At 70.5% G+C, this 22,331-nt stretch carries 21 protein-coding genes; 10 read left to right on the top strand and 11 right to left on the bottom strand.

Annotated features, from left to right (window positions below):
* Positions 1-205: 205 nt before the first annotated feature.
* Both purD and AC1DYG_RS04150 read left to right on the top strand, forming a co-directional pair.
* Positions 206-1,489 carry a phosphoribosylamine--glycine ligase gene (gene purD, locus AC1DYG_RS04155; RefSeq protein WP_477638625.1) on the top strand — a complete coding sequence of 428 codons (1,284 nt, stop codon included), beginning with the start codon at positions 206-208 and terminating at the stop codon, positions 1,487-1,489.
* A 125-nt stretch (positions 1,490-1,614) separates the two neighbouring features.
* Positions 1,615-2,535: a phosphoribosylaminoimidazolesuccinocarboxamide synthase gene (locus AC1DYG_RS04150; RefSeq protein WP_477638624.1), complete on the top strand. Its 921-nt coding sequence runs from the start codon at positions 1,615-1,617 to the stop codon at positions 2,533-2,535.
* Positions 2,536-2,547: 12 nt separating this feature from the next.
* Here AC1DYG_RS04150 and AC1DYG_RS04145 read toward each other — a convergent pair whose 3' ends face one another.
* From AC1DYG_RS04145 to AC1DYG_RS04135, 3 genes are all read right to left on the bottom strand, one after another.
* A complete protein-coding gene (locus tag AC1DYG_RS04145) occupies positions 2,548-2,799 on the bottom strand; it encodes a DUF4242 domain-containing protein (RefSeq protein ID WP_477614057.1) in 252 nt (83 codons plus the stop codon).
* Between the two features lie 86 nt (positions 2,800-2,885).
* Entirely contained in the window at positions 2,886-5,528 is a 2,643-nt protein-coding gene (locus tag AC1DYG_RS04140) for an ATP-binding protein (protein ID WP_477638623.1), read from the bottom strand.
* 52 nt (positions 5,529-5,580) lie between these two features.
* A complete protein-coding gene (locus tag AC1DYG_RS04135; RefSeq protein ID WP_477638868.1) occupies positions 5,581-5,994 on the bottom strand; it encodes a nitroreductase/quinone reductase family protein in 414 nt (137 codons plus the stop codon).
* 170 nt (positions 5,995-6,164) lie between these two features.
* On the opposite strand from AC1DYG_RS04135, the gene purS reads away from it, so the two are divergent.
* From purS to AC1DYG_RS04115, 4 genes are all read left to right on the top strand, one after another.
* On the top strand, positions 6,165-6,428 hold the full coding sequence (gene purS / locus AC1DYG_RS04130) for a phosphoribosylformylglycinamidine synthase subunit PurS (RefSeq protein ID WP_477638622.1): 264 nt from the start codon (positions 6,165-6,167) through the stop codon (positions 6,426-6,428).
* Positions 6,425-7,096 (top strand): phosphoribosylformylglycinamidine synthase subunit PurQ, encoded by a 672-nt coding sequence (gene purQ / locus AC1DYG_RS04125; RefSeq protein WP_477638621.1) that lies wholly within the window; start codon positions 6,425-6,427, stop codon positions 7,094-7,096. The genes purS and purQ overlap by 4 nt, the downstream gene beginning before the upstream one ends.
* Positions 7,093-9,408: a phosphoribosylformylglycinamidine synthase subunit PurL gene (purL, locus tag AC1DYG_RS04120; RefSeq protein WP_477638620.1), complete on the top strand. Its 2,316-nt coding sequence runs from the start codon at positions 7,093-7,095 to the stop codon at positions 9,406-9,408. The genes purQ and purL overlap by 4 nt, the downstream gene beginning before the upstream one ends.
* A gap of 250 nt (positions 9,409-9,658) precedes the next feature.
* The gene (locus AC1DYG_RS04115) at positions 9,659-10,021 is read left to right on the top strand and encodes a sterol carrier family protein (protein WP_477638619.1); all 363 of its coding nucleotides are present in this window, start codon (positions 9,659-9,661) and stop codon (positions 10,019-10,021) included.
* A 32-nt stretch (positions 10,022-10,053) separates the two neighbouring features.
* Here the strand turns inward: AC1DYG_RS04115 and AC1DYG_RS04110 are convergent, their stop codons facing one another.
* The 3 genes from AC1DYG_RS04110 to AC1DYG_RS04100 all read right to left on the bottom strand — a co-directional run bounded on the left by AC1DYG_RS04110 (position 10,054) and on the right by AC1DYG_RS04100 (position 13,076).
* Entirely contained in the window at positions 10,054-11,079 is a 1,026-nt protein-coding gene (locus tag AC1DYG_RS04110) for a Gfo/Idh/MocA family protein (RefSeq protein ID WP_477638867.1), read from the bottom strand.
* 90 nt (positions 11,080-11,169) lie between these two features.
* Positions 11,170-11,973 (bottom strand): spermidine synthase, encoded by an 804-nt coding sequence (locus AC1DYG_RS04105; protein ID WP_477638618.1) that lies wholly within the window; start codon positions 11,971-11,973, stop codon positions 11,170-11,172.
* Between the two features lie 56 nt (positions 11,974-12,029).
* Positions 12,030-13,076, bottom strand: a complete 1,047-nt coding sequence (locus AC1DYG_RS04100) for a zinc-dependent alcohol dehydrogenase family protein (RefSeq protein WP_477638617.1) — start codon at positions 13,074-13,076, stop codon at positions 12,030-12,032.
* A gap of 68 nt (positions 13,077-13,144) precedes the next feature.
* Here AC1DYG_RS04100 and AC1DYG_RS04095 point away from each other — a divergent pair, with 68 nt between their 5' ends.
* Complete coding sequence (locus tag AC1DYG_RS04095; RefSeq protein ID WP_477638616.1) at positions 13,145-14,008, top strand: LLM class flavin-dependent oxidoreductase; 864 nt, start codon at positions 13,145-13,147, stop codon at positions 14,006-14,008.
* 93 nt (positions 14,009-14,101) lie between these two features.
* Here the strand turns inward: AC1DYG_RS04095 and AC1DYG_RS04090 are convergent, their stop codons facing one another.
* From AC1DYG_RS04090 to AC1DYG_RS04075, 4 genes are all read right to left on the bottom strand, one after another.
* Positions 14,102-14,887, bottom strand: coding sequence for an anti-sigma factor (locus AC1DYG_RS04090; protein ID WP_477638615.1), 786 nt, complete (start codon positions 14,885-14,887; stop codon positions 14,102-14,104).
* Complete coding sequence (gene sigK, locus AC1DYG_RS04085) at positions 14,884-15,480, bottom strand: ECF RNA polymerase sigma factor SigK (RefSeq protein ID WP_477617218.1); 597 nt, start codon at positions 15,478-15,480, stop codon at positions 14,884-14,886. The genes AC1DYG_RS04090 and sigK overlap by 4 nt, the downstream gene beginning before the upstream one ends.
* 24 nt (positions 15,481-15,504) lie before the next feature.
* On the bottom strand, positions 15,505-16,134 hold the full coding sequence (locus tag AC1DYG_RS04080) for a fasciclin domain-containing protein (protein WP_477638614.1): 630 nt from the start codon (positions 16,132-16,134) through the stop codon (positions 15,505-15,507).
* Between the two features lie 155 nt (positions 16,135-16,289).
* Complete coding sequence (locus tag AC1DYG_RS04075; protein WP_477638613.1) at positions 16,290-17,903, bottom strand: molybdopterin-dependent oxidoreductase; 1,614 nt, start codon at positions 17,901-17,903, stop codon at positions 16,290-16,292.
* Between the two features lie 80 nt (positions 17,904-17,983).
* On the opposite strand from AC1DYG_RS04075, the gene AC1DYG_RS04070 reads away from it, so the two are divergent.
* Together AC1DYG_RS04070 and purF are read left to right on the top strand one after the other, a co-directional pair.
* On the top strand, positions 17,984-18,208 hold the full coding sequence (locus AC1DYG_RS04070) for a hypothetical protein (protein ID WP_477638612.1): 225 nt from the start codon (positions 17,984-17,986) through the stop codon (positions 18,206-18,208).
* 64 nt (positions 18,209-18,272) lie between these two features.
* Positions 18,273-19,835, top strand: coding sequence for an amidophosphoribosyltransferase (gene purF, locus AC1DYG_RS04065; RefSeq protein WP_477638611.1), 1,563 nt, complete (start codon positions 18,273-18,275; stop codon positions 19,833-19,835).
* Between the two features lie 401 nt (positions 19,836-20,236).
* Here purF and AC1DYG_RS04060 read toward each other — a convergent pair whose 3' ends face one another.
* Entirely contained in the window at positions 20,237-21,106 is an 870-nt protein-coding gene (locus tag AC1DYG_RS04060) for a hypothetical protein (RefSeq protein ID WP_477638610.1), read from the bottom strand.
* A gap of 99 nt (positions 21,107-21,205) precedes the next feature.
* On the opposite strand from AC1DYG_RS04060, the gene purM reads away from it, so the two are divergent.
* The gene (gene purM / locus AC1DYG_RS04055; RefSeq protein ID WP_477638609.1) at positions 21,206-22,321 is read left to right on the top strand and encodes a phosphoribosylformylglycinamidine cyclo-ligase; all 1,116 of its coding nucleotides are present in this window, start codon (positions 21,206-21,208) and stop codon (positions 22,319-22,321) included.
* Positions 22,322-22,331: the final 10 nt, after the last annotated feature.

Genomic DNA, 22,331 nt, shown 5'->3' with positions numbered 1-22,331 from the left:
ATGACGCAAGTCCGCCACGTCTAGGCTTTACCTCCGGGCCAACCATGGTCCACTCTTGATTCAGTCGACAGCGTCGACCCACGTGCATGGTTGCAGGTTCCCCCGCCAGGCGACCGCACGTCGGCTGCGCGGCGTCCCCGGGAGATGTCCCCCCTGCCTCCCCGGGGCGCCGCGCACTCATGTCCGGCGCCGTACGCTGGGGCCCGTGAAGGTTCTCGTGGTCGGTTCCGGTGCTCGCGAGCACGCCATCGTCAGGGCGCTCGGCGCGGACCCGGAGGTCGACGCGGTCATCGTGGCCCCCGGGAACCCCGGCATGGACGCCATCGCCCTCTGCGAGGCTTTGCCCGGTGGGGTGCTCGACGGCGAGGGGATCGTGGAGCTGGCCCGGCGGCATACCGTCGACCTGGTCGTGATCGGGCCGGAGGCTCCGCTCGTGGCCGGGGTCGCGGACGTCGTGCGTGAGGCCGGGCTGCTGGCCTTCGGGCCGTCGGCGCAGGCCGCGCAGCTGGAGGGCAGCAAGTCGTTCGCGAAGGACGTCATGGCCGCCGCGGACGTGCCGACCGCCATGGCCCGCGTGTGCACCACCCTCGACGAGGTCGCCGACGCACTCGACGCGCTGGGTGCGCCGCACGTCGTGAAGGACGACGGACTGGCGGCCGGCAAGGGGGTCGTGGTCACCGACGACCGCGCCGAGGCGCTGGCCCACGCGGAGGGATGCCTCGCCAAGGACGGGGGAGTGGTGGTCGTCGAGGAGTTCCTCGACGGGCCCGAGGTGTCGCTGTTCTGCCTCTGCGACGGCAGCACCGTCGTCCCCCTCGCCCCCGCCCAGGACTTCAAGCGCGTGAGTGACGGAGACGAGGGCCCCAACACCGGCGGCATGGGCGCCTACAGCCCCCTCGACTGGGCCCCGGGCTCGCTGGTGGACGAGCTCGTCAGCCGGGTCGCGCAGCCGACCGTCGACGAGATGGCCCGGCGCGGCACACCGTTCTCGGGAGTGCTCTACATCGGCGTGGCCGTCACCTCGCGGGGACCGCGTGTAATCGAGTTCAACGCCAGGTTCGGCGACCCCGAGACCCAGGTCGTCCTGGCTCGGCTCCAGACCCCGCTCGGTGGCCTGTTGAAGGCCGCCGCCACCGGTGAGCTCGACCGCGTGGGTGCGCTCAACTGGTCCGACAAGCACGCCGTGACGGTGGTGGTGGCTTCGCACAACTACCCCGGCACGCCGCGCACCGGAGACCCCGTCGCCGGGATCGAGGAGGCTTCTGACGTGCCCACGGCCTACGTGCTCCACGCGGGGACCGCCCGCGACGAGGACGGTCTGCTCGTCTCGGCGGGCGGACGGGTGCTGTCCGTGGTGGCTCTCGGCGAGAGCCTCACCGAGGCGCGCGAACGCGTCTACGAAGCCATCGACCACATCGAGCTCGAGGGTTCGCACCACCGCACCGACATCGCCCTCGCGGCCCAGCGCAACGAGCTGCACGTCGGCTGAACCTCACCCGTCAGTCGGAGCACCTCGGGACTTGTTGCTCTGGGGTGGTCATGCGGTGGCGATATCGGGCCCCGGTGACGACCTGGGAGCAACAAGTCGGAGTAGTGGCTGGGAGGATGTCGGGCATGACGTCCTCCCAGGCCGACCCGGCGCCCGCGCCCCTCGCCCTCCCCGGCTACGCCCAGGTGTACTCGGGCAAGGTCCGCGACCTCTACGCCCCCCTGGACGCCTCCGGCGTGCCGCGCGACGACCAGCTCCTGCTCGTGGCCAGTGACCGGCTCTCGGCGTTCGACTTCATCCTCGACAGCCCCATCCCCGACAAGGGCGCGGTGCTGACCCAGCTGTCGCTGTGGTGGTTCGAGCAGCTGGCCGACGTGGTGCCCAACCACGTTGTCTCGACCGACGTCCCGGCCGAGGTGGCTGGTCGGGCGGTCCTGGTCAGGCGGCTGGACATGCTCCCCGTCGAGTGCGTCGCGCGGGCCTACCTCACCGGCGGTGGCCTGCGCGAGTACGTCACCGACGGCCACGTCAGCGGCGTGGCCCTGCCCGAGGGGCTGGTCGACGGTTCACGGCTCCCCGAGCCGGTGTTCACCCCGTCGACCAAGGCGCCCGTGGGCGAGCACGACCAACCCATGCCGTATGCCGCCGTGGAGCGTGAGCTGGGTCCCGATCTGGCCGCCCGCGCCAAGGACCTGACCGTGGCGATCCTCAAGCGGGGCAACGAGATCGCGGCCCATCGCGGCATCCTCATCGCCGACACCAAGGTGGAGTTCGGGCTCGAGGGCGACACGCTGGTGCTGGCCGACGAGGTGCTGACGCCCGACTCGTCGAGGTTCTGGCCGGCCGACCAGTGGGAGCCCGGCCACACGCAGCCGTCCTTCGACAAGGAGTTCGTGCGCGAGTGGCTGATCTCACCGGCCAGCGGCTGGGACAAGGCCTCCGGCGAGGCCCCGCCCCGGCTGCCCGACGACGTCGTGGAGCGCACCCGCGCCAAGTACGTCGAGGCCTACGAGCGCCTCACCGGACGCACCTTCGCGGCCCGCTGACCGGCATACCGATCAGGAGCCTTCCTGCACCGCGTAGATCTCGTCGGCGACCAAGCCGTGCGCTTCGCGGTGGACGGTGTTCGCCGCCTCGGCGTCGGGTGCGTCGACGAGGCAGAAGATCTTCCCTTGCGACTCGTCGACCCAGTAGCGCAGGTACTGCACGTCGTGGCTCGACTGCTCCTGCAGGTCGGCCATGTGGGCCTGGGCGACGTCGCCGATGGCAACCCCGCCGTCGATCGTGTGCACGTCCATGAACAGTGGCATCGCTCTCGCCTTTCCTTCGGGACCCCGGTGGCCCTCTCCCCGAAAGGTAGGAGTCGGCGCCACCAGGCCTCATCGGTGACCGGTGCCTAGATTGCGGCGACGGTGCCCATATCTGTCGTGCGCGGTGCGCCGGAGCTGGCTCCAACCACCTGGGCCCTGGCGACCGCCTCGGTGCGGGAGGCCGCGCCGAGCTTGGTGAGGACGGAGGCGACGTGGTGGTCCACGGTGCGTTCGGAGATGAACAGGCGGGAGCCCACCTCGCGGTTCGAGAGACCCTCGCCCACGAGGGCCAGCACCTGCTGCTCCCGGGCGGTGAGCCCGTGGGGGTGTGCCGTCGTGGCGGCACGAGGTCCACGGGGTATGCCGCGGGCCCCCGTCTCCTTGAGCCGGCGCCGCGCGAGGGCGGCGCCCGGTGCCGAGCCGACCGACGCGAACAGGTCGAGCCCCCGGCGCAGGTCCCCCTCGTCGTCGGAGGCCATCAGGGCGGCCCCAGCCTCGAAGGGGCACTCGAGCTCCTGCCACGAGGCAGAGGCCCGCCTGGGGTCACCGGCGAACTCGGCGGCATAGGGTACGGGGGCATCCTCCGGCGCCTCGGCGAGGAGCCCGGCGCGGACCAGCCACAGGGCGAGCTCGGCCCGGGTCCAGGGGCCCTCGTGCTCGGCTCGCCTCCACACGTCGAGCACCCAGGCCGGGTCGCCGACGTCGGCACCGGACAGCCACGCGTGCTGGAGCAGCGCAACGGCGGTGAAGGCCCGCCAGTAGGGCTCGTCGTTCGCATCGGCCAGCTCACGGCACTCGGCCAGTCGGGCCCCTGCGCGGGGGTCGCCCAACCGGGCGAGCGCCGGCCCCATGCCGACCAGGACGTGCAGCCGGTTCACCGGGGAGATCTGCTCGGCCAGCACCGTCGTGCACATGTCCACGGCCTCGGTCAGTCGTCCCATCCGCACGAGGGCCGTGACGCGTGACCCGAGCAGGCACCACCAGAACGTCGGCATCTCACAGTCCTGGTTGTAGGCCGCCCCCTCCTCGTACACCCATTCGTACTCAGCGACCCTGAGGTGGTCGACGGCCGCCTGGTAGAGGTTGGAGTAACCACGTGCCGCGTCTCGCTGGAAACCACCGTCCCGGGAGAGGGCCAGCGCCTCCTCCATCTGGGCCCAGCCGTCGCGCCCCTGGTTGATCAGGTCCCACGCGAAGTTCTGGAGTGCCCCGGCGTACAGCTCGTCCGACCCGAGCTCCTGTGCCATGGCGAGGCACTGCTCGGACATGGCGATCCCCTCGTCGGTGCGCCCGGTGTCCGACAGCAGACTGGCCTTGTACCCGTAGGCCATCACCTTCTCCGTCGACAGCGGCGCCTCGCTCATCATCGTGAAGATCTCCTCGACCAGGCCGCTGTAGCCCTGGCCGTCGCACAGCCGCCACCGCGTGATGGCCAGCGCGCGCAGGTTGCGGCACAGCGGCTCCAGCTCGCCACTGGCGCGAGCGAAGCCGACTGCGAGCTCGCGGGGCGCCGACGACTCCTCCCACCGGTCCATGAGCGAGAGGGCCTGCGCGAGGCCCTCGTGCAGCTCGGCGCGTTCGGCGTCGCTGGCCGACCCGGCATACCGGAGGGCCCGCGTGAACTGCGCCACCGCCTCGGTGGTGGACGAGAGGGCTGTCGCCTCGCGCGCGGCCCGGGTCGAGTGAAGAAGGGCCTCGTCGCCGAGGCCCGCGGCGGCGGCGTGGTGGGCGAGGCGCGCGTGGTCCGGCTCCGCAGCCTGCGCAAACCATCGGTATGCCGCGGCGTGCAGCTCGGTGGCTCGGTACGCGGGGACGTTGGTCTCGACGGCGAGCCGAGCCAGCTCGTGCCGGAAACCGAACAGGCGGGCGGGGTCGCCCTGCCCATCCGCCGCGACCAGCCCACCGGAGGTGAGGCACTCGTCGAGGTGGGCGGGCTCCCGACCGGCCACCCCGGCGATCGTCGCGGCCGAGGCGGGCCGTCCCAGCGCCGCGGCCGCCCACACGAGCTGCCGGGCGTCGTCGGTGAGCTGCGCCGTCCGCGCCGTGACCACGTCGCTGACGGAGGACGGGACCTGGTCGCTGGGGTTGCTCAGGAGCTCCTCGACATAGAAGGGGTTGCCGCCGCTCAGCCGGTAGATGGCGCTCGTGTCGGACCGGCCCTGCGACTGCGCGAGCTCGGCGACCGCGCCGGATGTCAGGGGCGGGAGCGTCATGCGCCGCGTCGGGCGCTGGGTGGTGATCGAGGCCAGCGCGGTGCGCAGTGGGCTGTCGGAGGCGACCTCCTCGTCGCGGTAGGTCAACAACACCAGGGTCGACCTGCTCTTCAGCCGTCGCGCCAGATAGGTCAGCCAGTCGAGGGTGGCCTCGTCGGCCCAGTGCACGTCCTCGACCACCACGGCGGTCGGCCCGCCCGCTGCCCCGAGCCGCTCAAGCGACGTGGCGAAGAGGGTGTTCCGGTCTGCTCCGGAGCGGAACTGGTCGAGCAGGCCGTCCCCGTCGGCTGTCGCGATCTCGAACAAGGGGCCTAGCGGACGCGGGGTGAAACCGCCGTCGCACGCTCCACGAAGCCATCTCAGGTCGGGCCGCTGCACGGCGAAGGTGTCGAGCAGCGCGGTCTTCCCGATGCCGGCCTCGCCGGCGAGCAGAACCAAGCGGCCGTGCCCACCTGCCGCCTCATCGGCATACTCGCCCAAGGTCTGCAGGAAAATGCCTCGTTCGAGCAGCTCCACGGTTTCGAGTGTAGGAGCGGACAGGACGGGCGAGACCCCCAAATGCAGGAGGTCAGGTCGCCGGGGTCAGGAGGGCCACGGGGATGGTCCGCCCCGCTTTCCGGGCGTACTTCGCGACTCCCGGGAGCCTGGCCAGGATGACGTCGTTCCAGGCCTGGTCGCGCTCCTCGCCGTGCAGCTCGCGAACCGAGGCGCGCATGGGTTCGGCACGCACCTGCAGCTCCGTCTCGCCGGCCGCCCGCAGGTTCCGGAACCAGTCGGGGTCCCTCGGGCTGCCCGAGGCGGTGCCCCACACCAGGTAGCCCTCGGGCTGCGGGATCGCCCTCACGCAGGTCGAATGCGGCTCCCCGGTACGGCGGCCCGGCGTGGTCAGCATGACCACCGGGGCATCCTTCGTCCCGCCCATGGCACGACCGTTCAGCCGGCGGTACATCCAGGCGCCGATCCTGGTCGACCACGAGGCCATGGACACGGTTCGAGTGTCCCGCTGAGCGCGCCGCCGGGGAAGAGGCGACCGACCGGGTCCTCGCCGGGCGTCCGGGAGGTGACCGCGCGGCATACCCACCGCGCGGGCGCGGATAGACTGCGCGTGCTTCCTTCCCCGCACCACCCCGCTGCAACCCAGGAGACACCCGAATGGGCCACGTCGTCATCGACGTCATGTTGAAGCCAGAGATCCTCGACCCGCAGGGTCAGGCCGTGAACGGGGCTCTTCCCCGGCTCGGCTTCGAGCAGTTCACCGACGTGAGGCAGGGCAAGCGGTTCGTCCTCACGGTCGACGGCGAGGTGACCGACGAGCACCTTGCGGCTGCTGCGGAGGCGGCCGAGAAGCTGCTGTCCAACCCCGTGATCGAAGACGTCGTCTCGGTGCGGGCGCAGGACCAGGACCTCGACCAGTGAAGGTCGGGGTCGTCACGTTCCCGGGCTCCCTCGACGACCGCGACGCAGCCCGCGCCGTGCGCGCCGTCGGTGCCGAGGCGGTCACCCTGTGGCACGGGGACGCCGACCTCAAGGGGGTCGACGCGGTGGTGCTGCCCGGAGGCTTCTCCTACGGCGACTACCTGCGCTGTGGCGCGATCGCGCGCTTCGCACCCGTCATGGACGCGCTCATCCCAGCGGCCCAGGGCGGCCTACCGGTGATCGGGATCTGCAACGGGTTCCAGGTGCTCTGCGAGTCGCACCTGCTGCCCGGCGCGCTGATCCGCAACGACCACCGCAAGTTCAACTGCGTCGACCAGCGCCTCGTCGTCGAGAACAACCAGACCGCCTGGACCTCCGACTTCGAGGCCGGCCAGGAGATCACGATCGTCCTCAAGAACGGTGAGGGCGGCTTCGTCGCCGACGAGCCGACGCTCGACCGGCTCGAAGGTGAGGGCCGTGTCGTCTTCCGGTATGCCGGTGACAACCCCAACGGCTCGTACCGCAAGATCGCGGGCATCACCAACGACCGCGGCAACATCGTGGGCCTCATGCCCCACCCAGAGCACGCCGTCGAGGAGGGCTACGGCCCCTCGACGGACGGGCTCCCGTTCTTCACCTCCGTCCTGAAGGCAATGGCCAGCGCATGACCGCACACCCCTCGACCACGCAGCTCCACAAGCCCACGCTCGACACCGTCTCGCACGCGGCCGACACCCCCGAGGTCGAGCAGCCGTGGGCCGAGCTCGGCCTCAAGGAGGACGAGTACGCCAGCATCCGCGAGATCGTCGGACGCCGCCCGACGAGCGCAGAGCTGGCGATGTACTCGGTGATGTGGTCCGAGCACTGCTCCTACAAGTCGAGCAAGGTGCACTTCTCCCTCTGGGGTGAGAACACGACCGACGAGATGCGCGAGAAGCTGCTCGTCGGCATCGGCGAGAACGCCGGCGTCGTCGACATCGGCGACGGCTGGGCGGTGACCTTCAAGGTCGAGTCGCACAACCACCCGTCCTACGTCGAGCCCTACCAGGGCGCTGCCACCGGGGTCGGCGGCATCATCCGCGACATCATGTCGATGGGTGCCCGCCCGATCGCGATCATGGACCCCTTGCGGTTCGGCAACCTCAACCACCCCGACACCCAGCGCGTGCTGCCGGGCGTCGTGGCGGGCGTCGGCGGCTACGGCAACTGCATCGGCCTGCCCAACATCGGTGGCGAGGTCGTCTTCGACGACTGCTACCAGGGCAACCCGCTCGTCAACGCCCTCTGCGTCGGCGCCATGCGCATCGAGGACATCCACCTCGCCAAGGCGTCCGGTGTCGGCAACAAGGTCATCCTCTTCGGTGCCAAGACCGGCGGCGACGGCATCGGCGGCGTCTCGGTCCTCGCCTCCGAGACCTTCGACGAGGGTGGCCCCACCAAGCGCCCCGCGGTGCAGGTCGGCGACCCGTTCGCCGAGAAGGTGCTCATCGAGTGCTGCCTCGACCTGTATGCCGCGCACGTCGTCGACGGCATCCAGGACCTGGGCGGTGCCGGACTCTCCTGCGCGACCAGCGAGCTTGCCTCCAACGGTGACGGTGGGATGCAGATCGAGCTCGACCGCGTACCGCTGCGCGACGCCTCGCTGCGGCCTGAGGAGATCCTCATGTCGGAGAGCCAGGAACGCATGATGGCGGTCGTGGCTCCCGAGCACCTCGACGAGTTCATGTCGATCACCGACCGCTGGGACGTCGAGGCCACCGTCCTCGGCGAGGTCACCGACGGCGAGCACCTCGTCATCACCTGGCACGGCGAGGTCATCGTCGACGTCCCGCCGCGGTCGGTCGCCCACGAGGGGCCGACCTACCACCGCCCGCTGGAGCGGCCGGCATACCTCGATGACCTGCAGGCCAACGGCACCGACACCCTGGGGCGCCCCGTCGACGGACTCGGACTGAAGTCCGACCTGCTGACGCTGCTGGCCTCCCCGAACCTGTGCGACAAGTCCTGGGTCACCGACCAGTACGACCGCTACGTCCTGGGCAACACCGCGCTCGCGATGCCCGACGACGCGGGAGTCGTGCGCGTCGACGAGGAGACCGGGCGCGGCGTGGCCGTCTCGACCGACTGCAACGGCCGGTTCGCCAAGCTCGACCCCTACACGGGTGCACAGCTGGCGCTCGCGGAGTCCTACCGCAACGTCGCGACGGCGGGGGCGACCCCGCTCGCCGTGACCGACTGCCTCAACTTCGGCTCGCCCGAGGACCCGGGCGTGATGTGGCAGTTCCGCGAGGCGGTCAAGGGCATCGCGGAGGGCTGCAAGACCCTGGGCATCCCGGTCACCGGCGGCAACGTCTCCTTCTACAACCAGACCGGTGACGTCGCGATCCACCCGACACCGGTGATCGGCGTCCTCGGCGTCATGGACGACGTGTCGCGGCGCACCCCGTCGGGCTGGAAGGCGGCCGGTCAGGTCATCTACCTGCTGGGCACCACGCGCAACGAGCTGGCCGGCGGCGAGTGGGCCCACGTCGTGCACGGCCACCTCGGGGGCCTCCCGCCCACGGTCGACCTCGGGGCCGAGCAGCTGCTGGGAGAGATCCTGGTCAACGCGAGCCGCGACGGCCTGGTCGACGCCGCCCACGACCTGTCCGACGGCGGCCTGGCCATCGCGCTCGCCGAGGCGACCCTGCGCTATGGCGTCGGGGCGCGGATCTGGCTCGACGAGGTGTGCGAGCGCGACGGCATCGACCCGTTCACCGCGCTCTACAGCGAGTCGACCGCCCGCGTCATCGTCTCGGTCCCCCGATCGGAAGAGGTGCGGTTCACCGACATGTGCACCGCCCGTGGGCAGGTGCACGCCCGGATCGGTGTGGTCGACGACGAGACCGACGGGCTCGACGTGCAGGGCCACTTCGAGGTGGCGCTGGCCGACCTGCGCGAGGCCCACACCGGCACGTTGCGAGCGGTCTTCGGCGGCTGATCGGCTCGCTCCCGACTCGATGTGAACCCGCCCGCGAACATCGGCGTGTTTCCATCGAACCGGGAAGCGCGAGCGGCCCGGTCGCGTCCCCCAACGCGTCCGGGCCGTTCGTTCCCCTGGGTGTCCCCGCAAGGAACAGTACGTCCGCGGTCTGACGGCGTCGATGGGTAGAAGTACTCATCTTCGCCCGACGAACGGCTATTTCCACGCTGGCGGCGGGCACCCGGGAACCTCGTGCGACGATGCCGGTATGCCGCCGCGCCGCCGAGTTCCCGTCGTCGACGGCCGCGCCGCCGTGGTGGCGTGGCAGGCCGAGGGTGAGTCGACGTCGCGGGCCGACGTCGCGACCGCCGTGCGCTACACGCTGGAGGAGCTGTCGGTCGTCGCACCGGGGCGCAGCGTCGAGGTGCGGGTGCCGCCCTTCGGGGCGGTGCAGTGCATTGCCGGGACCACGCACACCCGCGGCACCCCGCCCAACGTCGTCGAGACGGACGCGCAGACCTGGTTGGCCGTCGCCACCGGTGCCCTGAGCTGGGACGGCGCCTGGGAGGCGGGCACCCTCCGGGTGAGCGGGCACCGCGCCGACCTCGCGGCATACCTGCCCCTGGTCTGAGGCATGGCCCGGCTGAGGTGCGGTGGCCCGGATCACTCGCCCGGGTAGCGCACCCCGATCTGGGCCCGGATGTCGTCGAGCGCGTCCATGATCCGCAGGGTCTCGGCGTGCGGCATCAGGGGCGACTCCACCTCGCCGGCGGTGACCCGGCGCGCCACCTCGACGGCCTCGAAGTGCAGCCCGTGCTCGCTGTCCTCGGTGACGTAGCGGTCGAGCTCGGTGTCGTCGTTCGCCAGCAGCCGGACCACCGCACGGTGTCCGTAGAACGGGCCGCTGAGCTCCAACCGCGCCTGCGTGCCACAGACCGCCGCGGTCGTCGGGGTCCTGGTCACCATCGTGGTGCCGAGGACGCCCATCGCTCCGGAGCCGCTCGTGACGCCGATGGCGGCCTGCGCGTCAACGCCGGTGTCGGTGAGCACACCGGTCGCGGTCACGTCGACGAAGTCCCCCAGCACGAAGTGGGCGAACGACACCGGATAGATCCCGAGGTCGAGCATGGCTCCGCCGGCGAGGGCGGGGTCGGCGAGGCGTTGCGGGCCGTCGGGATAGAGCGCCTGGCCGTGGTCGGCGTGCACGGTGTGGACCTCACCGAGCAGCCCGTCCTCGAGACAGCGGCGCACGACGTCGATGTGGGGGAGGAACCGCGTCCACATCGCCTCCATGGCGAAAACCCCTGCGGCGCCAGCGGATTCGACGATGTCGCGGGCCTCGGTGGCGTTGCGGGCGAAGGCCTTCTCGACGAGCACGGGCTTGCCGGCACCGGCGGCGAGCAGCGCCTGGGTGCGGTGTTCCGAGTGGGGCGACGCGACGTAGACCACGTCGACCTCGGGGTCGGAGACCAGGTCGGCATAGGACCCGTAGGCCGTGTCGATGCCGAAGTCGGCGGCGAAGTCCTGCGCGCGGGGCAGGCTTCGGGACGCGACCGCCTGGAGGTGCTGGCCGGTGCGGGCCTGCAGTGCGCTGGCGAAGGCACGAGCGATGCCTCCCGGTGCCAGGATCCCCCACCGGAGTGTCGGCGCGTCGCGCGGATCGGGCGTGCGAGGAGGGGGCAGCGTCAGGGAAGGCACCGGCCCATCATCGGTGCTCGCCGGTCGCCGCGCACTCGGCATCCATCAGGTGTCGCGCGGGGCAGCGACGGCCCGGTTGGTTCAGCGGATCCGCCAGGCGTCGGGAGGAGTCGGCGGCGGGGGAGTCGGGACCGCATCGGCGTCGGTGAACGGCCGACCCGCACCCAGGGCCCGGGTGAGCGCGGCACCCTCACGCACGGTGCTCGGGAACGCGCCCTTGGCGATGCTGCGCACGATCGAGCCCATCAGCAGCGGCTGACGGGAGCCGACCAGCACGAGGTTGCCGAACCGGCGCCGTTTCCAGATGTCGACCTGTGCGATCGCGGCGGTGTGCGGCAGGTGGCGTGCCAGACCGGCATGGACGCGGGCCACGTGCCGGTGGTCGGGTTCGTCGGCGGTGTTCATCACGAGGACCCCACCGGGCCACAGCACTCTCGCCACGTCGGCGAACCACTCGGAGCTGGTGAGGTCGGCCGGCACCTGGCTGTCGGCATACGCATCCACGACGATCGCGTCCGCGCTGGACTCCTTCAGGGCAGCCACCCCCTCTCGACCCCGCTGCGGACGCACCCGGATGCGGTGCCCGCGCGGCAGGGGCAGCTCGCGACGCACCTCGTCGGTGAGCGCGGCGTCGGGTTCGAGGACGATCTGCGGTGACCCCGGCCGGGTGTGGTGGACATAGCGTGGCAACGTCATCGCAGCGCCCCCGACGTGGGTGATCGCCACGGGGCCCTCGGGCAGCGAGTCGATCACGGCGGCCAGGTGCTGGATGTAGCCGAAGACGAGGAGCTCGGGGTCGCTCAGGCTGACGTAGGACTGCGGGTAGCCGTCGACGAGGACCGTGCTCCCGCCGTGTTCGTCGACCTCGAAGCGGAACTCCTGCATCGCGTCAGCACTCCTGCATCGCGTCGGAACTCCTTGTGTCAGAACGCCGGCCCGCGTCAGGGACGGATCAGCGACTTGACGGCCCGCCGCTCGTCCATGGCGGCATAGGCCTCGGCGACCTCGGCCAGCGGGACCTCGAGGTCGAAGACGAGTCCGGGGTTGATCGCCCCCGACAGCACGTCGTCACGCAGCTGAGGGAGGTACTGGCGAGCCGGCGCGATCCCGCCGGCGATCCCCACGTTGCGGGCGAACATGTCCCGCACGGGGTACTCGATCCCGTGCGGCACACCCACGTAGCCCACCGTGGCCCCGGGCCGCGCGGCCGCAATGGCGGTCGACATCGACTCGTTGGTGCCGACGCACTCGAGGACGGCGTCCGCCCCCACCCCGTCGGTCAGCTCCTTGACCGCCGCGACGGCCTCGTCGCCGCGGACCTCGACCACGTCGGTGGCGCCGAACTCGCGCGCCATCCGCTGGCGGGGCTCGTGACGGGACATCGCGATGATGCGCTCAGCGCCCATCCGCGCCGCGGCGAGGACACCGCTCAGGCCCACCGCACCGTCACCGACGACCACGACCGTGTCACCCTCCTGCACCCGGGCCGCGACCGCAGCGTGCCAGCCGGTGCCCATGACGTCCGACAGGCTGAGCAGGCTCGGCACGAGGCTGTCGTCCGGCACCTCCCGCGTCGAGACGAGGGTGCCGTCGGCGAGGGGGACCCGCACGTACTCGCCCTGCCCGCCATCGACCATCGCGCCGTCCCGGTCGTTGCCGCCCCAGAACCCACCCGCCGAGCACCGCGACTGGATGCCCACCCGGCAGTGCGGACACGTGTTGTCGGAGTACATGAAGGGGGCGATGACGAAGTCGCCGGCCCGCACGCCCCGGACGTCACTGCCGACCTCCTCGACGATGCCGACGAACTCGTGGCCGATGCGGGTCGGCTCGGTGACCGCGTTGATCCCGCGGTAGGGCCACAGGTCGCTGCCGCACACGCAGGCGGCCGTCACCCGCACGAGGGCGTCGGTCGGCTTGACGATGGTGGGGTCCGGGACGTCTTCGACCCGGATGTCGCGGGGGGCGTTGAGGATGGTGGCCTTCATGCCTCCCAGCCTCCCACGCTGGCAGGAGGGGTATGCCGCGTGGTGACCACGCGGCATACGCTCGGTGCATGCGCTTTGGCATCACCATCCTCCCGGAGCACGGCTGGTCCGAGGCCGAGCCGCTCTGGCGGCGGGCCGAGGAGTACGGCTTCGACCACGCCTGGACCTACGACCACCTCGTCTGGGCGGGGCTCCAGGACTCGCCGTGGTTCGGTGCGCTGCCGACGTTGACGGCCGCTGCGATGGCGACGTCGACGATCAGGCTCGGGACGTTCGTGAGCTCTCCCAACTACCGCCATCCCTATGTGTTCCTTCGGGATCTGCTTGCACTGGAGGACATTTCGAACGGTCGGCTGATCTGTGGCCTGGGGACTGGTGGGGACCTCGATGCGTCGATCCTCGGCGAGCAGCGACCCCTGAAGGAGCGCGTCGACCGGTTCCACGAGTTCGTCGAAGTGCTCGATCGGCTGTTCCGTGAGGACCACGTGACGCACGACGGCAGTCACTACCGGACCGTCGACGCGCGCACCCTGCCCGGCTCGGTCCAACAGCCGCGAGTGCCTTTCGTGATCGCGGCCAACGGCCCGCGGTCACTGCGGCTGGCTGCAGCCCACGGCCAGGGGTGGGTGACCTATGGCAAGGGCGGCGAGACCCTGGACGAGTGGTGGACCGGGATCGCCGAGCTGAGCGCCAAGCTCGACGACGTCGAGGGTGCTGCGGGACGTCAGGTCCCGCTCGACCGATACCTGTCGCTCGACGGAGCGCCGCGGTTCTCGCTCGAGAGCGTCGAGCTGTTCACCGAGATGGTGGGACGGGCGGGCGAGCTCGGGTTCACCGACGCGGTGACGCACTGGCCCCGGGCCGGGGGCGTCTATGCGGGCCGGGAGTCGGTGTTGGAGAAGGTCGCCGCCCTGCTGCCCGGACTCAGGTAGGCCGGGTCTTTTCCCACTTCTGGCCACCCATCGCGCACCTGACCGGCGAGACGGCCTTTCGGTGCGGCATGGGTGGCCAGAAGTCGGGTGTGATCAGGAGAAGGCGAACAGCGCGAGCGGCGCTGACGTCGGTGCGGCCGAGCCACCCGCCGGTTCCACGGTGATCCCTGCGGCCGTGGCCGTGGAGGCGTCCCCACTCAGCACCATCGTCACGGTGGGAGCCGAGCCGTGCGGCATGAGCCCCGCGCTGACCATCCCCTTGTTGGGCTGGTTGAGCCAGAGCTGGAAGTCCTTGCCGTCCGGCGCGGCCGGCATGTTGTCCGCCACGATGACCGCGGTGCCGAGGGAGGCGCTGCGCACGATCGTGGCCTTCGCCCCACCGATGGTCCGCTCGAAGCGCTGGGCGTCCTTGGCCGCCAGCACCTGCGAGGCGGTCACCTGGTCGCTGGAGTTGTTGTCCCAAGGGCTCCAGGTGATGCCTCCGATGAAGAGCGCAGCAGCTGCTGCGGCGGTCGCGAGCCAGGTGGTGACGCGACGTCGCGGACGGAAGTGCAGCACGGTGGTCTCGGGCCGGGGCGGCGCATCAGCTGTGGGCGAGTCGTCGCCAACGGGTCCAGAGGCGACCGGGCCAAGGGACTGCGCCTCCAGAGGGGGCAGCGGCCGGACTGTCCTGATGCCGGCGAGCACTGCGTCGCGCATCGACGCCGGGGGCGCCGTCTGGCTCATCAAGGACAGCTGTGCTGCGGCTTCACGCAGGCTGACCACTTCCGCCTGGCACTCGGGGCACTCGGCGAGGTGCAGCTCGAAGGCGCTGCGCTCCTGCTCGTCGATCGCATCGACTGCATAGGCGCCGACCAATCCGTGGATGTCGGCACTCATGACTGCACCCCCAGGGTGTCTCTCAGGCGGATCAATCCGTCTCGTATTCGGGTCTTGGCCGTGCCGAGGGGCACGTCCAGGAGGGAGGCCACCTCGGTGTGCGTGTAACCGCCGAGGTAGGCAAGTTCGACTGCGCTGCGCTGGGTGTCGGTGAGCGAGTCCAGGGCATTGCGTACGCGTTGGGCGTCCAGGCGGCGGTCGACCGTTTCGGCCGTCTCGTCGTAGGTGCGCTCCTGGTTCCGTGAGCCGTAGGTGTGCTCGCGGTCCGTCGACGCCTGCGCCGACCGCACCCGGTCGACCGCCTTGCGATGGGCGATGGTGAGCATCCAGCTGACCGCGCTTCCTCGCGAGGGGTCGAACCGGGCGCTTGTGCGCCAGATGTCGAGCAAGGCTTCCTGGGCCACTTCCTGGGACTGCGCCGGGTCCCTCACGACGCGGAGCACCAACCCGTAGATCCGGGCGGACACTGCGTCGTAGAGCCGGGCGAACGCTGCCTCGTCACCGAGGGCGCTGGCCCGCAGGAGTCCGGCGAGGTCGGTGCCCACGGCAGCACCTCCCCAGATCGGTTCGGGACCTGGGGTGGTTGCTGCCATGGACACCATCATCGCTGATTCAGCTCAGCCGGGGAGAAGAACGCCGTCGATGATGTAGACCGTGGCGTTCGCGGTCTGCACGTTGCCGCAGATCACGTTGGCCTCGCCGACCTTGAACGACTCACCGGAGCCGGTGACCTTGATGGTGCCGCCGCCGAGGGTCTTGTGCTCGCCGGCGAGCATCTCCGGGGTGAGCTTGCCGGGCACGACGTGGTTGGTGAGCACCTTGGTGAGCAGACCCTTCGGGTCCTTCATCGCGGCATCCATCGTGGCCTTCGGCACAGCGGCGAAGGCGTCGTTGCTCGGGGCGAAGACGGTGATGTCCTTGGCCGAGTTCAGGGTCTCGCCGAGGCCGGCCTCGGTCACCGCGGTGACCAGGGTGGACAGGACGGGGTTGTTGCTCGCGGCGGTGGCGACCGGGTCGGTGGCCATGCCGGAGAACGAGCCCTTGCCGTCCGCGGGAACCGCGGAACAACCGGCACCGAACGGCTTGGCCGTCATGTCCTCGGACGTGCTCGAGGAGCTGGAGCTGGAGCTGGGCGCGGACGAGGTGCTGGAGGCCGCGGTGTCGGAACCGGAGTTCCCACAGGCAGCGAGGCTGAGCGGAAGGGCGAGGCTGAGGGCAGCAATGGTGCTGCGGCGTGCGAGTCGCATGATGGTGGCTCCTTGTTGTGGACTGTCTGACACCCGGTATTCGGACCTGCCCCAGGGGTGGATTGGTCGGATTGGCGCCGCACGACCAGACGTGCGGCGCCGGGAGCCAGGGCTGCCGGTGGAGGCGAGGCGGAACTCGACGCCACCGGCAGGGGTCAGGAGATGAGGACGACGATCGAGTGCCAGCCGGACGCGCCACCGGGGAAGGGGTCTGCCCGCTTCTCGGTCTGCACCTGGCCGGTCCCGTCGGTCGCGCGGACCGTCAGGTCGTGCCGTCCGGTGGTGGCGTCCCACACCCAGAACCACTGACGCCAGTAGTCGGTCCCGCCGTCGGGCCCCAGGGTCGCCTTCTGCCACGGACCGTTGTCGACCCGCACCTCGACCTCCGTGATGCCGCGGCGTTGCGCCCAGGCGACCCCGCCGATGGCGACCTTCCCGGGCTTGTAGGTGGTGAGCCCGGCGGGCGTGTCGATCCGCGCCTGGGTCTTCACGGTGCCGTCGATCGCCCAGTCGCGCTTGGTCCAGTAGGCCTTCTCCGCGGCATACGTCGTCGCCGTGAGCTTGGTCAGCCACTTGGTGGCGCCTACGAACCCGTAGAGGCCCGGGGTCACCATCCGCGCGGGGAACCCGTGGCGGGCCGGCAGCGGCTCGCCGTTCATCGCGACCGCGATCAGGGCGTCACGGTCGTCGGTCAGCGCCTGGATCGGCGTTGAGATCGTCATGCCGTCGGTGGACTCGCTGAGGATCTGGTCGACGCCGTCCTGCACGCCGGCCCGCTCGAGGAGGTCTCGCACCCGGACGCCCAGCCAGCGGGTGGAGGAGATGTAGGGACCGCCGACCTCGTTGCTGACGCAGTTGAGGGTGATGTCCCTCTCGATCATCGGCATCTTGAGGAGCTCGGCGAACGTGATCGAGAGCTTCTTGTCGACCTTGCCGTCGATCTCCAGGACCCAGTTGTCGACATCGATGCGCGGGATGACCAGGGCGGTGTCGACGCGGTAGAACTCCTTGATGGGCGTGCTGAACGCGCTGATGCCCTTGACCTTGCCCTCGATGCCGGTCGGCAGCGCGGCGAGGGTGTTCTGTGGCGTGGGCAGGGCGACTGAGGAGGGCAGCGTCGCGGGCGCGGCGAGCTTCTGGCCCAGGGCGCCGAGCGCTGCGGCGCCGACGGTGACCCCGGCGGCACCGATGAGGAAGTTGCGGCGGGCAGGGGCGCCCTCCGCCCCTTTCGCGTATGCCGTGTGGTCCAGCGGCGACTCGGGTGTCGCCTTGTCAGGGGTGATCTTGTCGGGGGTGACGGCCCCGGGAGTCGCCAGGTTGGGGATGAGCGCGCGCAGCCCGGTGAGCGTCGCCACCCCGATGGCCGCCGTGACGAGGGCGGGCACGATGTCGAACGGCGCGGACGCGGGGCGGAACCAGGCGGCCAGGCCGGCGAGCATGGCGAGACCGACCACGAGGACGTTGGCCAGGCTCGGCCTGGTGCGCGACACCAGCCCGATCCCTGCTGCGGCGATGACGACCACGAGCGTGACGCTGCCGAGCAGGATCGGCTTGTCGGCGGTGCCGAAGTTCTGGACCGCCCACTCCTTGACCGGTGTCGGGGTGGCGTCGATGACGGTGGAACCGACGGCGAGCACCGGTGAGGCCGAGGGATTGACGAACGCCGCCACGAGGTGACCCACCGCCATCCCGGCTGCGGCCGCGAGGACGCCGCTGACGGCATACCTGAGGCCTTGGCTCTTACCGGGGGACAGTCGGAGGTGTTCCATGATTGCTATTCGTACTCGCACCCTTACCGGATGGGGTGCCCGACCCGGTTACGGGATGATGACGCGGGTAGCGTGAGCACGTGCCACCGACCCGCCGCTACCCCAACTTCGTCGCCTTCATCTCGACCGGAGTCATCCTCGGCTTCGTCGCCGGCTCGGCAGTCGCCTACCTCAGCGACGACACCGCGACCTACGGCCACGACTACAGCGTGACGAGCGCGGTGTTGTTCCTCGGCGTCGTGGGTGCGTGCGTCTTCGGGCTCCTCGCCGCGATCGTCGCGGTGCTGCTGGACCGGCGCGGATGACGGCTGGAGCAACGCGGCTGGTCTCTGGAGCAACGCGGCTTGTCCCTGTGGGAGACTGAGCCACGTGGCACGCGGCGACGGACGGCTCTCGCATGATCTGCTTCCCGGCGAGAAGGGCCCGCAGGACGCCTGCGGGGTGTTCGGCGTCTGGGCTCCCGGCGAGGACGTCGCCAAGCTGACCTACTACGGGCTCTACGCCCTGCAGCACCGTGGGCAGGAGTCGGCGGGCATCGCCACCTCCGACGGGCGCTCGATCCTGGTCTACAAGGACATGGGCCTGGTCTCCCAGGTCTTCGACGAGCGCTCGCTCGCATCGTTGCGAGGACACCTGGCCGTGGGCCACTGCCGCTACTCCACGACCGGCGGCTCGACGTGGGAGAACGCCCAGCCGACCCTCGGCGGACACGCCGAGTCCACGGTCGCCCTGGCCCACAACGGCAACCTGATCAACTCTGCCGAGCTGCGCGAGCTGGTGCACGAGCGTCGCGCCGAGGGCTTCGGCGCCGACGGGGGGGAGCTCGGGCGCGGGAACACGACAGACACCGCGCTCGTCACGGCGCTGCTCGCCGACGACCCCGACCGCTCGCTCGAGGCCGCGGCGCTGGACCTGCTCCCCAAGCTGCGCGGCGCCTTCTGCTTCGTGTTCATGGACGAGCACACCTTGTATGCCGCGCGCGACCCCCAGGGAATCCGCCCGCTGGTCCTCGGTCGCCTCGAGCGCGGCTGGGTGGTGGCGTCCGAGACGGCCGCTCTCGACATCGTCGGCGCCTCGCTGATCCGTGAGGTCGAGCCGGGCGAGCTGATCATCATCGACGAGGACGGCCTGCGCTCCCAGCGGTTCGCCGAGACCGACCGCAAGGGCTGTGTCTTCGAGTACGTCTACCTCGCCCGACCCGACACCACCATCAACGGCCGGGGGGTCCACGAGTCGCGCGTCGAGATGGGACGCACCCTGGCCCGCGAGCACCCGGTCGAGGCCGACCTCGTCATGCCGACGCCCGAGTCGGGCACGCCCGCCGCCATCGGCTACGCGCAGGAGTCCGGCATCCCCTACGGCCAGGGGTTGGTGAAGAACTCCTACGTCGGGCGCACCTTCATCGCCCCCTCGCAGACGATCCGCCAGCTCGGCATCCGGCTCAAGCTCAACCCGCTCCGGGAGGTCATCAAGGGCAAGCGCCTCGTCGTGGTCGACGACTCGATCGTGCGCGGCAACACCCAGCGGGCCCTCGTCCGGATGCTCCGCGAGGCCGGGGCCGCCGAGGTGCACGTGCGCATCTCGTCGCCGCCGGTGCGCTGGCCCTGCTTCTACGGCATCGACTTCGCGACCAGGGCGGAGCTGATCGCCACCGGCATCGGGGTCGAGGAGGTCTGCACCTCGATTGGCGCCGACTCCCTCGGCTACATCTCGGAGGAAGGCATGATCGCCGCCACCGAGCAGCCCGGCAGCCAGTTGTGCACTGCCTGCTTCACGGGGACCTACCCGCTGGAGCTCCCTGACGCGAGCCGGCTCGGCAAGAACCTCTTCGAGACGCTGCCGATCGACGTGGGCGGGGTCGGCGGGGTCGACGTGGACGGCGTCTCACTCGGAGTCGCCGGCGGCGCCGCAGACGCCCTGACCCGCCCCTGACCCACCCCCGACCCACTTCTCAGCCCGCCCCAGCTGCGACTTGTTGCGCGCAGATCGTCACGGGACCCCCTCAAACGGGGCGTGGTGACCACCGGATCGCAACACGTCGGGATGGGCTGCGACTTGTTGCGCGCAGATCGTCACGGGACCCCCTCAAACGGGGCGTGGTGACCACCAGATCGCAACAAGTCGGGATGGGCTGCGACTTGTTGCGCGCAGATCGTCACGGGACCCCCTCAAACGGGGCGTGGTGACCACCAGATCGCAAGAGGTCGGGATGGGCTGCGACTTGTTGCGCGCAGATCGTCACGGGACCCCCTCAAACGGGGCGTGGTGACCATCAGATCGCAACACGTGGCTGGAGGACGGGTGGGCGAAGGGTCGGTCGGTCCGACAGTCGGTCAGGCGCCGGCGACGGGGGCGTCCGCGCGCCGGGGTTCACGCCACAGCTCGAAGGTCTGGGTGAGCCAGAACGTCCCGAACTGCGCGATCAGCGCGGCCTCCAGCCAGAACACCCAGTGGTCGAGCCAGCCCAGCCACGGCCCCGCGATCGCGATGACGGCGATCGAGGCGACCATCAGCACGAATCCCCAGAAGTAGCGGTTCCAGAAGTGGTCCCGCACCGGCCGGCCGTCCTCCTTGGCCTGCTTGGCGGCCAGGCCACGGGCGCTGACGAAGACGACGGCCACGATTCCGATGAACAGCAGGATCGCCGCAGTGTTGTGACCGTGGCACATGAAGGCTCCACGGTTGAACAGGTAGAACGCGACGAGCCCGAGGAACGCCAGCACTGACAGGGCGATCGCCACACCGACGCCCTTGGACAGCTCGCGCTCGGACTCTGGTGTCGCGAAGAACTGGATTCCCATGACTGCCGCGAAGGCCAGCACCGCGACGATGAACAGGGCGGAGACGTTGTTGGTGATCGCATCACGCACATCGGGCGCGATCGCCGAGGACACGCACGTCTCCTCGGGGCGGGTCGGCACGAACGCCACGATGAACGCGAAGAAGCCCGACCCGTTGAGCAGCACGTCCTCGAGCTCGGTGCTGCCCTGGTACACGATGAGGCAGGTCCCGATGGCACAGAGGCCGGCGACGAAGACCGCCCGCACCGGTGTGTAGTAGGACGCGCTGATGGACTGGAGCATGTGGTCGCTGGACCAGATGTAGGTCACGACCGAGATGAAGATCAGCAGGACCAGCAGCACCATGGCCAGCCGCAGGAATCGGTAGGTGCGCAGCAGGTCGAACTGGTAGCTCGTGGACATGGCAGATTCCCCTCACTGAGAAACGGTCCCTGCGTGAGCAGGATCCCGCCGCCCGGACCGCGTCGGCTCAGCCATTCGTACCGGTCTAGGGTGGGGCACGTGAGCGAGCCGATCACCTATGCCTCCGCCGGTGTCGACGTCGAGGCCGGTGACAAGGCCGTCGAGCTCATGAAGGCCTCTGTCCGCCGCGCAACCCGTCCTGAGGTCCTGGGCGGCCTGGGCGGTTTCGCCGGCATGTTCGACGCCTCCGCGATCGCGCGGATGAGCCACCCGGTCCTGGCGACCAGCACGGACGGCGTCGGCACCAAGGTCGCCATCGCCCAGGCGCTGGACAAGCACGACACCATCGGCTTCGACCTCGTCGGCATGGTCGTCGACGACATCGTCGTGTGCGGCGCCGAGCCGTTGTTCATGACCGACTACATCGCGACGGGCAAGGTCGTCCCCGAGCGCATCGCCGCCATCGTGTCGGGGATCGCCGCCGCGTGCGAGCAGGCCAGGGTCGCGCTCGTGGGCGGCGAGACCGCCGAGCACCCCGGGCTGCTGGAGCCCGACGAGTACGACGTGGCGGGTGCCGCGACGGGCGTCGTGGAGTATGCCGAGGTGCTGGGTCCCGACCGCGTGGTGCCCGGCGACGTGGTCCTGGCCCTCGGGTCGAGTGGTCTGCACTCGAACGGGTATTCATTGGTGCGCAAGGTGATTGGCGCCGCTGGCTGGCAGCTCGACCGCCACGTCGAGGAGTTCGGCCAGACCCTGGGTGAGGAGCTGCTCACCCCGACCCGCGTGTACTCCGCCGACCTGCTCGACCTGATCCGCACCGACGGCGTCGACCTCCACGCGCTGTCGCACGTGACCGGCGGCGGACTGGTGGCCAACCTCGCTCGCGTCCTACCCCCCACCGTGTTCGCACGGCTCGACCGCTCCACCTGGACCCCACCAGCGGTGTTCTCGACGATCGGCGGCCTCGGCCAGGTGCCGCGCGCCGACCTCGAACGCACCCTCAACATGGGCGTGGGCTTCGTGGCGATGCTCCCGGCCGACCAGGTCGACGCGGCGACGCGCGAGCTGGAGGCACGCGGCATACGGGCATGGGCGATCGGTGAGGTGACGGGTGCGGAGGAGGCACTCGCGGACGACAAGCATGAGGTGGTCCGCGGCGCCAAGGGCGTCGAGGGTGGCGCGGTCCAGCTCGTCGGCGACCACCCGACCGGCTGAGTACCCAACC

Source organism: Pedococcus sp. P1_H8, assembly GCF_056405175.1.
The sequence above is the reverse complement of the archived record's forward strand: the minus strand, read 5'-3'. Positions and strand labels throughout refer to the sequence as shown.